Origin of the sequence: Streptomyces sp. CA-135486 (assembly GCF_050936555.1) — a bacterium.
Lineage (GTDB): Bacteria > Actinomycetota > Actinomycetes > Streptomycetales > Streptomycetaceae > Streptomyces.
Genome location: NZ_JBNJMM010000002.1, coordinates 3,632,403 through 3,646,355, shown reverse-complemented (window position 1 = coordinate 3,646,355; position 13,953 = coordinate 3,632,403). Strand labels below are relative to the sequence as shown.

The following is a 13,953-nucleotide window of genomic DNA, read 5'->3' as shown; positions in this document are numbered from 1 at the left end:
CGGGTCGGCGGGGCCGTCGCCGTCCCGTATCGCAGCCCCGATCAGCGCCGCAACGGTAATCCAGTTGGTGGCGCAGGGGTTGCGCCCTACCGTCGGACGCGATGGATATTCTCTTCCGGAAGCTGCCGGACAACCAGCACGAGATTCTGGTCCGTGACCGCCGCGGACCCGACATCCGGCTGACCGCGCAGCCGACCGGCCCGACCGTGCCGCACGACCTTGTCCATGCCGCTGTCGAGCAGGCGCTCGGCCTGACCGACGGCTTCTGGGGCGCTGTCGCGCAGGGCGCGACCTTCCAAGGATTCGAACTGGTCGCCCCGGGCAGGCACCGCCGCTCGGGTCTCAAAGTGCTGCGCCGCAAAGGTGATGCGGTGATGGCGGCTGAGCTGGCGGTGAACTGGGCCTATCGGGTCTGGAGCGGCCTGCCCACCGAAGGCCGCGGCATCGGCCGCGGGCCGCTCGACGAGGCCGATCTGGCCCGCACCGGCGCTGCTCTCGACGCGGTCGCTGCCCGCTGGGCGGCCGTCGAGGAGGGCGCCTGCCTGACCTGGCGCTGGTGAAGGCCCAACTCCGCCGGTCCCCGTCAACCGCTCTGGCGAAGCGTGCCGCACGGTGGCCCTCGTCTGCCGATGTCGCCGCCTCGTACGCCCACAGCGATGCGGTTCTGGCATTGTCCCGGTAGCACGATCGGGTGAGTGCCGGCCTGGTGCGGGAAGTCGAGAGAGGGAGGGCCGGATGAGTGGTAGCGCAGGTCGGGGACAGGTACTGGTGGTGGACGACGATCCGGCGATCCGGCGTTCGCTGGAGCGGGGACTGCGGCTGGCCGGCTTCGCGGTGGCCCTTGCCGAGGGAGGGCGGCCTGCCCTGGCCCATGTGCGCCGGGAGTCGACCGATGTGGTCGTGCTCGATATTTCCATGCCCGATCTCGACGGAATCCAGGTGTGCCGGGCGCTGCGCGAGGACGGCAACGACCTGCCCGTGCTGATGCTCTCGGCGCTGGACGAGACGGCGGACCGCATCGCCGGGCTGCAGGCCGGTGGCGACGACTACCTGGTCAAGCCGTTCGCGTTGCAGGAGCTGGTGCTGCGGCTGGAGGCACTGCTGCGCCGGCGGCCGCCCAGGGAGACGGACATGGTCCGGGTCGGCCATCTTGTGCTGGATCCGGCTGCCCGCGAGGCGCGGCTGGAGAGCGAGTTGCTGGCGCTGACCCGGCGGGAGTTCGAACTGCTGGAGGTTCTCGCGCGCAATGCGGGGATCGTACTCACCCGGGACCAGCTGCTGGAGCGCGTCTGGGGGTACGACTTCGAGGTGCGTACGGATGCCGTCGACACCTTCGTCAGCTATCTGCGGCGCAAGCTGGAGAGCGGCGGCCGGGCACGGATGATCCATACGGTGCGGGGAGTCGGATTCGTCCTGCGCTCGGACAACGGGGGCGGCAACCCGTGAAGCTGTCCACGCGTATCGCGCTCGCCGTTGGCGCCACCGTGCCGGTGCTGGTGCTGGCGGCGGGATGGTTGCTGCTCCTGCTGGTAGCCCGTGACCTGCATGCTGAACAGGACGCACATCTGCAAGAGCGCGCGGCGGTAGCCGCCGGGAACGCCCGTCGGCTGCTGCGGGTCACCGCCGCCGACCGTCCCGCAGCGGTCGAGCAGGCCCGTGAGCGGCAGTTGTACGCCTCCGGCCTGGATGTCGGTATCCGGCTGGCCGGGCCGCAGGGCACCGTGTCGGGCGGCCCGCAGCCCGACGCTTCCGTGCCCCTGCCGGCCAGCGCCCGGATGCCGGTGACCATCGAGGACAAGGCCAGGAGCTGGCGGGTGCTGTCGGTCCGTGTGCACGGCTCGCGCCCCGGTGTCGACGGCACACTGTGGCTGTTCTCCCCCGATACCGCCAGCAAGGATCAACTGACCCTCGTACGCAGGCGCGTGGTGACAGTGGCGCTGCTGGCAGCCCCGGTGTCCGGTCTGGTGGCGTTGACCGTCGCCTCGCGGGCCAGCCGCCCGCTGCGCCGACTGCAACAGCGCACCAGCGGCCTCGACCCGAGAGCGGATGCGGCGAGGCTCGACCACACCCGGACCGGGGTCACCGAGGTCGACGACCTGGCGCGGACGCTGCAGACCGTGCTGGCCCGCTACGACGAACAGGCCGCGCGGACGACGGGGGCCCTGACCACCGCCCGGTCGTTCGCCGCCGCCGCGGCGCATGAACTGCGCACCCCGCTGATGAGCATGCAGACGAACCTGGAGATCCTCGCCCAGCATCCCGAGCTCGCAGCGGCGGACCGGGATGAGGTCCTGGGGGACCTCCAGGCCGAGCACGCTCGGCTGCTGGGCCTGCTGGTGATGCTCCGGGAACTCGGAAGGGGCGATCTGATCGAGGCCGATGCGTTCGGCCCGGTGGACCTGACCGAAGTGATCGACGCCTCGGTCGCCGACGCCAGGCGCAGGCACCCCACGGCGGAGATCACTGTGCCGGTCATGCCGCGCCTGTGCGTGCACGCATGGGAGCCCGGGGTACGGACCATCGTCGACAACCTCCTGGCCAATGCCCTGGTTCACGGCCGGAGCGGCGACGGACGCGCACGAGTGGAACTGGGCCTTCGAGCGGGCGGCCACCCCACCGGTTCGGTCGCCGTGCTGACGATCGACGACCACGGCCCCGGCATTCTTCCCTCGCAGCGTGATGCTGTGTTCCATCGCTTCGAGCGCAGGCCGGACAGCCCCGGTTCCGGACTCGGCCTCACCCTGGTCGCGCAGCAGACCGCCCTGCACTCGGGCCGCGTCCAGATCCAGGATTGCCCCGGCGGCAGAGGCACGCGGATCGAGGTCCGGCTCCCCGTGCGGGACGACGGGCAGACCGAGATCCCCTTGCCGGCCGAGCGGGACTGGCTGACCGGCACCGCCGAGCGCCCACAAGGTTTCCACAAAGACGGCTCCTAAATTCTCGGCATGCGCAGGCAGCTGGGCCTCGCACCCGCCAACGGAGGAGACACCGTCATGAGTACCGCCAAGACCGCTGCCCTGGCTCTCACCGCCGTCACCGCACTGCTCGCCGCAGCAGGCACGGCCTCGGCCGGCGGCTCGACACCCGCGCCGGCCGCCACGCCCACGGGAGACGGAGCGCAGGCGCTGTGCAAGCGGATACCGAGGATCGAGAAGCGTCTTGAGCGAGCCCTGGACCGGCTCGGCGGGGACGCGACGCAGCGCGGCTCCATCGCCCGGCTGGAGAAGCGGGTCGAAAACGCGAGGACAGCCGGCCACACCGAGATCGAGACCTACCTCAACGACAAGCTCACCTTCCGCCGCTCCCTCGTGCCCACTCTCGAAAAGCGCCAAAAGGACCTGACCGCCGTCAAGACCTGGTGCAAGGCGAACAACAACGGGAGCGACAAATGATGCCCTGCCGACGCACCGCCACCGCCGCCGCGGCCACCTTCCTGTTGTTCGCCGCCCTCACCGGCTGCGGGCAGGGCGGTGACGAGAAGGGCAGCGCGACCACCGACCGCCCCGTGGCTACCAGCCCCGCGGAGGTCACCGAAATGAAGCGACTCGTGGATGCCGCCGAATCGGCCGCCGCGGCAGCGGAATCCGCGGCGGCAGCAGACGGGCAGGACTGACCAGACGGAGGCAGGGGGTGAGCGCCAGCGTGTCGACGCGACGCACGGGCGTCTCCCCCGCCGAGACGACAACATGGTCGAACTCCCCGGCCAGGTGGCGAACTGCTCCACTGCCGCATCCGAGGAGATGTCGAATCATGGTGAACGCCCCACGCCCACCTATCCGAGTCCGGCTACTTGGTTCGCAACATGAGCGCCAGGCGTGTGTTGTCGCCGTAGACACCTGTCTCGTCGCCGCGGACGCCGTACCACTGCTGGAATCTGGCCACGGCCGCTCGGACCTCCTTGCCGTAACGGCCATCGATCGCGCCGCCGTCGTACATGTTCGGGACCTGGAGCAGCCGGACCTGCAGCTCGTATACCCCATGGCCGCTGTCGCCCTGACGCAGCACGCCCGTGCCCGGGATCTCAGGAAGCCCGGGAGCGGGGTTGTCGGGCACCGGCGGCCGGTCCGGTTGCTCGGAGGGCGCGGACGGGACCGCCGGTCCGGGGTTTTCGCTGACCAGCAGCGAAGAGGCGAGGATCAGTCCGCTCACGGCACCCAGTCCGAAAACTCCGGCGACACGAGTGCCCCGCCGGTCGGTGAAGCGCCGCCATCCTCGCCTTCTGTTCCTCGCGTGCGCGCGGACGGGTGGCGTTGGCCCCTCCGAGGGCGGGGCAAGGAGTTGGTCCGAGTCCGGGGCCGGGCGCTCGGGAGCAGCCGACCAGTTGGTGTACGGCCGCGGGCCTGTCCGGGCGCGCACGCCCTCCCGCGGGAGCGGGAACGTCGGCGGCGGTGCGGCGTACGTCGTGCCTGCGCCACTTGCCATCGGCGACCTTCCCACCGGCGGTGGCGTTCCCAATGACGGGGGTGGAACAGGCTCCAGATTCGTGGCGCGCAACCACAGGGGCTCCACCACGACATCCTCCGGAGCGACCTGCCGTGCGCCACCGGTCCACAGCGGCTCCACCACATGCGGCTCGACGGCGTGCGGAGGATCCGGATCCAGGCACTCGGGCCCAGACCCCACTGGCTGTGTCCGTCGGGGTGGGGGCGGAGCCGGGGGCAAGGACAGAGACGGGGGCGGGCGAGTGAAACCTGCGTCCCTGGCCGGTTCGCTGGGATGTTGCCAGGTCGGCGGCGGGGACTCGGGCCGGCCCTCGTGCTTGTCGACCGCATAGAGGTCGGCACGTGCGGCGTCCAAGGCGTCCAGCACGGCCTGGAAGGAGTCCCGTATCTCTTGCGTGAGATCAGGACCTGGACTGTGAGCTCGCTGAGGTTCGGCGTCGTTGAATCCCACCGGCAGTCCTCCTCAACCAGCGTCCGTGGAATGTCTTGCAGCGGACAGGCCAGCGATGTCTTTCATGGGCGGATGCGCACCAAAACGTCGGATGGGGGTCGGGGGTGGGTCTGTGACGGAGAGCGTGGGGGCACGGGTCGGGCTGCGCTGTTTCGTTGTGAGGCGATACGCAGCCCGTGCGGCCTTGTCTCAACCTGCCTTCCGGGATGTGGCCCACATCTCGTTGATTCCCTCAAGGAGTTGACGCCTGCGGCAGCCGTTCCCAAAGTCCTCGCCCACGAGCAGTCCTGCGCCGGCATGAAGCGCGACTCCGTCGGCATTCAGGTGAACGGCGCCGCGACTGGCCGTACCGCCCTGGCGAGCGCCACCGAGGACGGTGAACCTGAGTGGGCGGCGCCCGATCAGCGGCCGCGCCCAGACCACGGCATCCCTCGTCGGAAAGGTCCGCCCGGCATGTCACTCACCTATCCGCACCGGGTCAACACCGCCCTCAGAGTGGCCGGAGCCTGCGTCCTGCTCGCCCTGGCCGGCTGCTCGAACAACGGCAACGACACCACCAGCGCCTCATCCGCCCCGAGCACCTCCAACACCGGCGCAGCGCACATCTCGATCAAGAACTTCACCTTCAGCCCGGCGAATCTTCAGGTACGCCCCGGGACGAAGGTCATCGTCGAGAACCTGGACTCGGTCACGCACACCGTGACCGCCACCGGGGAAAAGGCATTCGACACGGGCAGCATCGATGCCGGCGAAACAGCCACCTTCATCGCTCCGTCCACATCCGGCAGCTATCCCTACATCTGCACCATCCACCCGACCATGAAAGGCACCGTCACCGTCAGCTGACGCCGGGGCTCGATGCCCACGAGTTATGGACCGACCATGATTCTTCTGATGGTCGAGACGGTCACTTGGAGGTTGCTGCTGCCTTCGGTTTCGATCTCCATTACGCCCATGAAGCTTCCTGCGATGCAGTCGGATGCGCCCTTTCGAAAGCTTCCGAGGGCGGACGACCAGAAGGATTGGGCGTCCTTGTCCGGGATGGGGTCGTACGCTTCGGCTGCAGCGACATGTGTCCTCAGGTCCTTGCAGGCGGGCAAGGCAGCGGCCGTGGAGTCCAGGGCCCCCCGCTCGCGGCTTCTTCTCACGAGTTCGCTGACCCTTTTCGCGTCGTCGCTGACGGTGCGGATATGGGTTCTACCCCCTGAGCCCCACCAGCTCTCGAGATCTTCGGCGGGGGTTGCGGTACAGGCGGTGAGCAGCACGGCGGTGACGGCCGTGAGTGCCAGGGCAGGGCCACGCTTGAGGTGACGGGTGGCCAGTCCGGTGGCCTCGGGTGGTGGCGGGGTCGGTGACGTCATGAGCCTCTGCTTCGCGTGTGAGGTGAGTGAGTGGGGCCGGCGGCTCGGTGGGCCGGAGTTCGCGCAGGTCGGTGAGGTCATCGCCGTGTCTGCGTGATCAGCTGGGCGAGCAGGCGGGTACGCGGGACCATCTGTGCGACCTCGACGTACTCGGTGTCCGCGTGAGCGCCATCGCCCACGGCGCCCAGGCCGTCCAGCGTCGGACAGCCCGCCGCCGCGGTGTAGTTCCCGTCCGAGGCGCCGCCGACGGCGATCCCCCGCAGCGGCTCCTGGCCCAGTTCCGAGGCGAGCCGGGAGGCGAGGGCGAACAGCTCGGCGGAGGACTCCGGTTCCATGGGCGGCCGTTGTCCGCCGCCCAGCACCTTCAGCCGGGCTCCGTGTGTCTGGGCGGTGAGCCCCCGCATGAGAGCGTCGATCCGGTCCTGCGCCGTCGAGGTGGGCACGCGCACGTCCACCGACACCCGCGCCAGCGCGGGCACCGTGTTGCGCGCGCTGCCGGCCGACAGCAGGGTGGGCGTGACCGTTGGGGCGCCCAGGACGGAGTGGGCGGCACCAGCGGCACCCATCGAGGCCCCGAGGTCGGCGATGGACAGGACCTGGTGGGCGGCCTCGATCGCGGCGTTGACCCCCTTCTCCGGCTCCAGACCCGCGTGGGCGGCCTTGCCGTGCACCACGACCTCGTACCGTGAGGTCCCCTTGCGGGCGGTCTTGAGTGCGCCCTCCGCGTTCGCAGCCGGCTCCAGTACGAAGGCGGCCGCGCACCCGCGCGCGGAATCCTCGATCAGTCCCCGGGAGGTCTGGGAGCCGACTTCCTCATCCCCGTTGACCAGTACGCACACCCCGTCCGGGGAGGGCAGGGAGGCCAGCGCGTGGAACATCTGCACCAGGCCCGCCTTCATGTCCAGGACCCCGGGGCCGCGGGCGATCCCGGCGGTCACCGACCAGGGGTGGTCCTGGAGCGAGCCCATGGGCCACACCGTGTCGTGGTGTCCCACCAACAGGACCCGCGGGGTACCAAAGGTCCACCGCAGATGTGTCACACCGTCGATCACGATCGTCTCCGGCCCGGCCCCCAGCAGCCTCGTCCCGAGGGCGCCGACCACCTCGGCGCTGCGCGCCACCGCCGCGTGGTCGGCCGAGAAGGACTCGCAGAGTACGAGTTCCTCCAGATCGGCCAGCATCGCCGGCACCACGAGCGCGGGCCCCCGGGTCACCGGTTCCGCCCCGTCTCAACTCCCCGCCGGAACAGCACACTTCCCCCTCGGATCTCATGGGCCACTGGAGCGGCGGAGTCCATTCCCCCTCCGGAGCACCGCCTCGTGAACGACGTTAGGACGGGGCAAGGCATTCCACCAGCGACTGGATTGCATGGGATCTATGCCTACGAGGAATGTGTTGAGGGAAGATGGTGAGGGCCGGAGGAGGATCTTGGAGGCGGGGGGAACGTGTTCGAGATCGACGCGCTGCGGCTGCTCGTGACCGTGGCCGAGACCGGATCATTCACAAAAGCGGCGGTCCGGCTCAACTACACGCAGTCCGCGGTGTCCCGGCGGATCGCCTCACTGGAACAGCAGGCGGGCGGACCGCTGTTCGAACGACTCCCGCGGGGCGTACGGCTGAATCCCGCCGGCCGCACGCTGCACCGGCACGCCATGGACGTGCTAGACCGGCTGTCGCGGGCGGAGCGGGAGCTGGCCGTGCTGCACGCGGGGCACGGCGGGCTGCTGCACATGGGTGCGTTCGCCACCGCCAACATCTCGCTGGTGCCCACCGCCCTGCGGGCGCTCCAGGACGCCAGGCCGGATGTCGAGGTCGTCCCGGTCGAGGGCCCGACCGACACGCTGATGGAGCGCCTCGCGGACGGGACACTGGACCTCGCCGTCGTCAGCGACTACCCGTCCGGTCTGCCGTCGGCCGACGGTGTCACGACGAACGTGCTGTGCGAGGACGAGCTGCTCGTCGCCCTCCCGCGGGGGCATCGCCTCGCCGGAGCCGGGACGATCGACCTGCACGAACTGCACGACGAGGCCTGGCTCCAGAACGCTTACGGCGACCGTCCCACGATGCTCGCCGACGCCTGCGCGCGGGCGGGCTTCACACCCAGGAAGATCATCCGGATCGCGGAGTGGGCAGGGAAGTTCGGCTACGCGGCCGCCGGGGTGGGGGTGGCGCTGGTCCCCTCGCTGGCCGCCCTGGCGGTCCCCGACGAACTCGTCCTGTGCCGCCTCACCGACCCGGCCCTGCGCCGGACCGTACATGTGGCGCTGCCTGCTGCCCCGCTGCCGGCGGCACTGAAACTGTGGGATCTGCTGCGCGACGCCGTCGATTGAACCGTTCTCCAGAGCGATCTGTCGCGATGCATGACGGCGGCCGTACAGGCTGACCGCTGCGGGGCAGTCGATTTGGCGTTGTCTGGCGGCAGGATTCGAAGGCGGAGATGAGGCCGGGTCTCCCGACTGGCCCAACCAGGGCAGATCTTCGCCTACCCGGCCCACCCGGTCACCGCCGCCCTGGTGGCGGTTGGCCACTCAGGTCGCCTGAGGGAGCCTCCACGGAGGACGCGGGCGCGGAGCGACCCTCAAGCCGTCGCTCCGCGCCCCGCTCCACAGCAGCCCGGGCCCCTCAGCCCCGGCGGCGACCCGGGCCCCTCAGCCCCGGTCGTACTGATGGAATCCCCTGCCGGTCTTCCGTCCGAGCAGCCCCGCTTCGACCATGCGCTGGAGCAGCGGCGGCGGGGCGTACAGGGGTTCCTTGAACTCGTCGTACAGGGATTCCGCGATGGAGGCGACTGTGTCGAGGCCGATGAGGTCGGCGAGCTTGAGCGGGCCCATGGGGTGGGCGCAGCCGAGTTCCATGCCCGCGTCCACGTCGGCGGAGGTGGCGAAGCCCGACTCGGCCATGCGGATCGCCGAGAGGAGGTAGGGGATCAACAGGGCGTTGAGGACGAAGCCTGCCCGGTCCTTGGAGCGGATCGGGGTCTTGCCGAGGGTGTCGCGGGCGAACGCCTCGACGGCCGCGACGTTGTGCGGTGCGGTGTGGAGGGATGCGACGACTTCCACCAGCGGCAGGACGGGTACCGGGTTGAAGAAGTGCAGCCCCAGGACCCTGTCGGCGCGGTGCGTGGCCATGCCCAGCCGCATGATCGGTATGGACGACGTGTTGCTGGCAAGAATCGCCTCGGGGTCTTCGACGATCTTGTCCAGAGCAGTGAAGATCTCCGTCTTGGCGTCGGCGTTCTCTATGACGGCTTCGACGACGAGCTGCCGGTCGGCCAGGTCGTCGAGACTGCCGGTGAAGACGAGCCTGGCGAGGGCATCCTCGGCGGAGACACGATCCAGCTTGCCGCGCTGGACCGCGCGTTCGAGGGACGTCGCCACACGTTCGCGGGCTCCGCGGGCCGCTGTGGCGTCCGCCTCGCAGACCACTGTGTCGAGCCCGGCGCGGGCGCACACCTCGGCGATCCCGGCACCCATCTGGCCGCCACCGACCACGCCGACCCGTGTGATGGTTCCGCTCATGACTGCACTCCCGATCGGCGTACGAGGTGGCGGGCGTAGGCGTCTGCGGTGAAGAACGCCGGCAAGTCCCTGGCCAGGGCGGTGCGTTCGAAGATGGCCCGGACCTCGTCCACTCGGGCCCAGGGGTAATCCGCCCCGAGGGCGGCGATCTCGTCGTCCAGCAGCTCGATGACCGTGTCGCGCTCGACGAGGTCGTGGCGTATCCACTGCCAGATCTGCACACGGGCGATCTCGGCGGTCGCGGCGTCCTCCATCAGCCCGTACAGGGCGACGGCGCCGTGGCCGCGCAGCCAGGCGTCGAAGTAGCGCAGGGCGACGGCGATGTTGGCGCGGACACCATCGAGAGTGGGCGGGCCGGCGCTGCGGCGGACGGCGAGGAGGTCGGCAGCGGTCACCTCGACGTCGTCGCGGATGCGATCCATCTGGTGGGGCCGGTCGCCCAGCACGTTGTCGAAGACGTCGCGGCAGACGGGCACGAGTCCGGGGTGGGCGACCCAGGACCCGTCGAAGCCGTCCTCGGCCTCACGTTCCTTGTCGAGCCTCACCTTGGCGAAAGCCGCCTCGTTGGCCTGCGCGTCGCGGCTGGGGACGTGGGCCGCCATGCCGCCGGTGGCATGCGCGCCACGCTTGTGGCAGGTGCGGACCAGCAGTTCGGTGTAGGCGCGCAGAAACGGCGCGGTCATGGTGACCTTCGCCCGGTCCGGGAGGACGAAGTCGGGGCGGTGCGCATAGTTCTTGATCAGGCTGAAGAGATAGTCCCAACGGCCCGCGTTCAGTCCGGCGCTGTGTTCGCGGAGCTCGTAGAGGATCTCCTCCATCTCGAGCGCGGCGGTGATCGTCTCGATGAGGACGGTGGCGCGGATGGTCCCGCGGGGGATGTTGAGCAGGTCCTGGGCGAGGACGAAGACGTCGTTCCACAGGCGGGCTTCGTAGTGGTTCTCCAGCTTGGGGAGGTAGAAGTACGGGCCGCTTCCGGCGTCGATCTGCCGCTGGGCACAGTGGAAGAAGTACAGGCCGAAGTCGACGAGCGAGGCGGGAACGGGGCGCTCGTCGATGACGAGGTGCCTCTCCGTGAGGTGCCAGCCCCGGGGGCGGACCATGATGGTCGCCAGATCGTCGCCGAGCCTGTACTCCTTGCCTTCCGGCGTGGTGAAGTCGATCCGGCGCCGACAAGCGTCGAGCAGGTTCAGCTGACCCCCGACGATGTTGTCCCAGGCCGGTGAAGTGGCGTCCTCGAAGTCCGCCATCCACACATGGGCGCCAGAGTTGAGGGCATTGACGGTCATGCGCCGCTCGGGCGGACCGGTGATCTCCACCCGGCGGTCGGCGAGGCCCCGGCGCGGGCGGGGCGACCCGCCAGTCGGGGTCGGTGCGGACGGCGGAGGTGGCGCGGGAGAAGTCGAGCGGGGCGCCGTCGGCGAGCCGAGAGGTGCGGCGACGGCGCTCGGCGAGGAGTTCGAAGCGGCGGCCGACGAGACATCGAGCAGCTCACCGACCGCTTCGGCCTCGGCTACGAGACCGTCTGCCACCGCCTCAGCACCCTCCAGCGGTCGCGGCTGCGCGGGGTGCCCTTCTCCTTCGTCCGCGTGGACCGGGCGGGCAACATGCCCAAACGCCAGTCCGCCACCGGATTCCACTTCTCCCGCGCCGGCGGCACCTGCCCACTGTGGAACGTCTACGAGGCGTTCAGCGCCCCCGGCCGCATCCACGTCCAGATTGCCGCCATGCCCGACGGACAGCGGTATCTGTGGACCGCCCGCACCGTCACCCGGCAGCGCGGCGGCTGGGGCGAGCCCGGCAAGATCTTCGCCATCGGCCTGGGCTGCGAGATCCGCCACGCCTCACGGCTCGTCTACTCCGACGGGCTCGACTTGGACAACGCCTCCGCGGCAACCCCGATCGGCATGGGCTGCCGCGTCTGCGAACGCGTCGACTGCCCGCAACGTGCCGTGCCCCCGCTCGGGCAGTCGCTCGCCATCGACGAGAACAGCAGCACCTTCGTCCCCTATCCGGTACGGGATGGCAAACCCCTTTGATCTGAAGCACCGTCACAGGGAGGCCGTGGGATCCGCCCTGCCTGCACATCCCAAAACAAGCGACGCCTTTGCGTATCCATCTCCATGAACCACATTGAACCGGTCCTCACTGTCAGCCGGGGCAAGCAGGATCGCCTTCGCGCGCAGACGGCCGGCAGGGGCCGTCAACCTCAGATCTTGCGCAAATCTTCCAGGCAGGCGTTGTCGTGAGCAGCCCTCCGCTGTCAAGGTCATCTCCATTCCGCCACCCCCGAGCAGGCAACCCTTGATCCGGAGGCTCCATGCCTATACGTCGTCGTGCCTGTGCTGCTCTCCTGGCCGCCCTGAGCGTTCCGCTCGTCCTGTCCTTGACACCGGTGGAGGCCGCACCCGCGCAACAGCCCCCGGCGAAGGAGCCGGTCGCGACCGGCAGCGGTGGAGCAGTCGCCAGTGTGAACCCGTACGCCTCCCGGGCCGGCCTCGAGATTCTGCGCAAGGGCGGCAACGCCGTTGACGCCGCAGTGGCGACCGCTGCCGCACTCGGTGTGGTCGAGCCCTACTCGGCAGGCGTGGGCGGCGGTGGGTTCTTCGTGTACTACGACGCGAAGACCGGCAAGGTCCACACCATCGACGGGCGGGAGACCGCACCGGCCCGTATGCGGTCGGACGCGTTCATCGACCCGGCCACGGGCCGGCCGGTCCCCTTCACGGAAGCCGTCAACTCCGGTCTCTCCGTCGGCGTACCCGGAACACCCGCGACATGGGAGAACGCTCTGGACGACTGGGGCACGATGCCCCTCAGACGGACGCTGGCCCCCGCCACCCGGCTCGCCGACGAGGGCTTCGTCGTGAACAAGGAGTTCCGGGCGCAGACGGCCATGAACGAGGACCGCTTCCGGGACTTCACCTCCACCTCGGACCTGTTCCTGCCGGGCGGCGAACTCCCCGTCGTGGGCTCACGCTTCCGAAACCCCGGCCTCGCGAGCACCTACCGCCTGCTCGCCAAGAAGGGCCTCGCCGGCTTCTACGGCAGCGAGATGGCCCGCGCGATGGTCAATACGGTCCAACACCCTCCCGTGGCACCGGACTCGGACACGCACGTTCGCTCCGGGCTCATGGAGACCAGCGACATCGCCGCCTACCGGACTGTGCGGCGCGCGCCGACCCGCACCACCTACCGGGGCCTGGACGTCTACTCCATGGCGCCCGTCTCCTCCGGTGGAACCACCGTCGGTGAGGCTCTGAACATCCTGGAGAACTTCGACCTGTCCGCGGCGCCGCCGAGCGACCGTACCCAGGCACTTCACCGCTATCTGGAGGCCAGCCGTATCGCCTTCGCCGACCGCAACCGGTGGGTGGGAGACCCGGCCTTCTCCAACGTGCCCACCCGAGAGTTGCTGTCCAAGAAGTTTGCCAAGGACCGTGCCTGCCTGATCAGTCCGAACTCGGCGCTCACCAGTCCGCTGGCTCCCGCCGACCCGCGCAGCCCCGGCTCCCACTGCACCAAGGGAACCGGACGCGCCGAACCCTACGAGGGGCCCTCCACCACTCATCTGGTGACCGCCGACCGCTGGGGCAATGTGGTCTCGTACACCCTGACCATCGAGCAGACCGGCGGCTCCGCCATCACCGTGCCGGGCCGTGGTTTCCTGCTCAACAACGAGTTGACGGACTTCGATTTCACCCCCTACTCCGCGGAGGTGGACGGCCCGAACCTGCCCGGACCCGGCAAGCGCCCCCGGAGCAGCATGTCCCCCACCATCGTTCTGCAGCACGGCAAGCCCCTGCTCGCGGTCGGTTCACCGGGCGGTGCCACGATCATCACCACCGTCCTCCAGACCCTCGTCAACCGCGTGGACCTGGGCATGACCCTGCCGGAAGCGGTCGCCGCACCTCGCCTCTCGCAACGCAACCGCGCGAACACCGAGGTCGAGCCTGCGTTCCTCGACTCCCCCGCGAGGGCCGAACTGGAAAAGCTCGGCCACAAGTTCGTACTCGCCAGCCAGACATTCACCCCCGCGCCGGAAATCGGAGCGGTCGCGGCGCTGGAATTCCTCGACAACGGCGACATCCAGGCCGTGGCGGAAGCGGCACGCCGCGGTGGTGGCTCCGCGATGGTTCTCCGGAAGAACGACTGACCACTGGTCTCACCACCTGATCGCCGAT

12 protein-coding genes and 2 pseudogenes are annotated in these 13,953 nt (G+C 69.7%); 9 read left to right on the top strand and 5 right to left on the bottom strand.

The annotated features are described in order from the left end of the window. The first annotated feature begins 101 nt into the window (after nucleotides 1-101). The 5 genes from ACQEVG_RS36020 (at nucleotide 102) to ACQEVG_RS36000 (ending at nucleotide 3,613) form a co-directional block, all read left to right on the top strand. Entirely contained in the window at nucleotides 102-560 is a 459-nt protein-coding gene (locus tag ACQEVG_RS36020) for a hypothetical protein (protein ID WP_432991813.1), read from the top strand. A 175-nt stretch (nucleotides 561-735) separates the two neighbouring features. Then, a complete protein-coding gene (locus ACQEVG_RS36015; protein WP_432991811.1) occupies nucleotides 736-1,446 on the top strand; it encodes a response regulator transcription factor in 711 nt (236 codons plus the stop codon). After that, nucleotides 1,443-2,936 carry a sensor histidine kinase gene (locus tag ACQEVG_RS36010; RefSeq protein ID WP_432991809.1) on the top strand — a complete coding sequence of 498 codons (1,494 nt, stop codon included), beginning with the start codon at nucleotides 1,443-1,445 and terminating at the stop codon, nucleotides 2,934-2,936. The genes ACQEVG_RS36015 and ACQEVG_RS36010 overlap by 4 nt, the downstream gene beginning before the upstream one ends. 57 nt (nucleotides 2,937-2,993) lie before the next feature. Continuing rightward, nucleotides 2,994-3,392, top strand: a complete 399-nt coding sequence (locus tag ACQEVG_RS36005) for a hypothetical protein (protein WP_432991807.1) — start codon at nucleotides 2,994-2,996, stop codon at nucleotides 3,390-3,392. Continuing rightward, on the top strand, nucleotides 3,389-3,613 hold the full coding sequence (locus tag ACQEVG_RS36000) for a hypothetical protein (RefSeq protein ID WP_432991805.1): 225 nt from the start codon (nucleotides 3,389-3,391) through the stop codon (nucleotides 3,611-3,613). The genes ACQEVG_RS36005 and ACQEVG_RS36000 overlap by 4 nt, the downstream gene beginning before the upstream one ends. 173 nt (nucleotides 3,614-3,786) lie before the next feature. Here ACQEVG_RS36000 and ACQEVG_RS35995 read toward each other — a convergent pair whose 3' ends face one another. Beyond that, the gene (locus tag ACQEVG_RS35995) at nucleotides 3,787-4,149 is read right to left on the bottom strand and encodes a peptidoglycan-binding domain-containing protein (RefSeq protein WP_432991803.1); all 363 of its coding nucleotides are present in this window, start codon (nucleotides 4,147-4,149) and stop codon (nucleotides 3,787-3,789) included. A gap of 984 nt (nucleotides 4,150-5,133) precedes the next feature. Here ACQEVG_RS35995 and ACQEVG_RS35990 point away from each other — a divergent pair. Continuing rightward, nucleotides 5,134-5,739: a cupredoxin domain-containing protein gene (locus tag ACQEVG_RS35990; protein WP_432991801.1), complete on the top strand. Its 606-nt coding sequence runs from the start codon at nucleotides 5,134-5,136 to the stop codon at nucleotides 5,737-5,739. Nucleotides 5,740-5,762: 23 nt separating this feature from the next. Here ACQEVG_RS35990 and ACQEVG_RS35985 read toward each other — a convergent pair whose 3' ends face one another. After that, nucleotides 5,763-6,254, bottom strand: a complete 492-nt coding sequence (locus ACQEVG_RS35985; RefSeq protein WP_432991799.1) for a hypothetical protein — start codon at nucleotides 6,252-6,254, stop codon at nucleotides 5,763-5,765. Between the two features lie 77 nt (nucleotides 6,255-6,331). Next, a complete protein-coding gene (locus tag ACQEVG_RS35980) occupies nucleotides 6,332-7,435 on the bottom strand; it encodes a M20 family metallopeptidase (protein WP_432993150.1) in 1,104 nt (367 codons plus the stop codon). Between the two features lie 264 nt (nucleotides 7,436-7,699). Here ACQEVG_RS35980 and ACQEVG_RS35975 point away from each other — a divergent pair, with 264 nt between their 5' ends. Beyond that, complete coding sequence (locus tag ACQEVG_RS35975; RefSeq protein ID WP_432991797.1) at nucleotides 7,700-8,584, top strand: LysR family transcriptional regulator; 885 nt, start codon at nucleotides 7,700-7,702, stop codon at nucleotides 8,582-8,584. 318 nt (nucleotides 8,585-8,902) lie between these two features. On the opposite strand, the gene ACQEVG_RS35970 is transcribed toward ACQEVG_RS35975, so the two are convergent. Both ACQEVG_RS35970 and aceB read right to left on the bottom strand, forming a co-directional pair. Next, a complete protein-coding gene (locus ACQEVG_RS35970) occupies nucleotides 8,903-9,772 on the bottom strand; it encodes a 3-hydroxybutyryl-CoA dehydrogenase (protein WP_432991795.1) in 870 nt (289 codons plus the stop codon). Then, nucleotides 9,769-11,239 (bottom strand): annotated as a pseudogene (gene aceB / locus ACQEVG_RS35965) (malate synthase A); the annotation flags it as partial. The pseudogene aceB and the gene ACQEVG_RS35970, both read right to left, overlap by 4 nt. A 2-nt stretch (nucleotides 11,240-11,241) precedes the next feature. On the opposite strand from aceB, the pseudogene ACQEVG_RS35960 reads away from it, so the two are divergent. Then, nucleotides 11,242-11,808: pseudogene (locus ACQEVG_RS35960) on the top strand (short-chain fatty acyl-CoA regulator family protein); the annotation flags it as partial. Nucleotides 11,809-12,089: 281 nt separating this feature from the next. Beyond that, entirely contained in the window at nucleotides 12,090-13,925 is a 1,836-nt protein-coding gene (gene ggt, locus ACQEVG_RS35955; protein ID WP_432991793.1) for a gamma-glutamyltransferase, read from the top strand. The last annotated feature ends 28 nt before the right edge of the window (nucleotides 13,926-13,953 follow it).

What these genes read in the sequence shown, in the direction of transcription:
- ACQEVG_RS36020 (WP_432991813.1), top strand. Translation starts at nt 102, where the DNA reads ATGGATATTCTCTTCCGGAAGCTGCCGGACAACCAGCACGAGATTCTG.
- ACQEVG_RS36015 (WP_432991811.1), top strand. Translation starts at nt 736, where the DNA reads ATGAGTGGTAGCGCAGGTCGGGGACAGGTACTGGTGGTGGACGACGAT.
- ACQEVG_RS36005 (WP_432991807.1), top strand. Translation starts at nt 2,994, where the DNA reads ATGAGTACCGCCAAGACCGCTGCCCTGGCTCTCACCGCCGTCACCGCA.
- ACQEVG_RS36000 (WP_432991805.1), top strand. Translation starts at nt 3,389, where the DNA reads ATGATGCCCTGCCGACGCACCGCCACCGCCGCCGCGGCCACCTTCCTG.
- ACQEVG_RS35985 (WP_432991799.1), bottom strand. Translation starts at nt 6,254, where the DNA reads ATGACGTCACCGACCCCGCCACCACCCGAGGCCACCGGACTGGCCACC.
- ACQEVG_RS35980 (WP_432993150.1), bottom strand. Translation starts at nt 7,435, where the DNA reads ATGCTGGCCGATCTGGAGGAACTCGTACTCTGCGAGTCCTTCTCGGCC.
- ACQEVG_RS35970 (WP_432991795.1), bottom strand. Translation starts at nt 9,772, where the DNA reads ATGAGCGGAACCATCACACGGGTCGGCGTGGTCGGTGGCGGCCAGATG.
- ggt (WP_432991793.1), top strand. Translation starts at nt 12,090, where the DNA reads ATGCCTATACGTCGTCGTGCCTGTGCTGCTCTCCTGGCCGCCCTGAGC.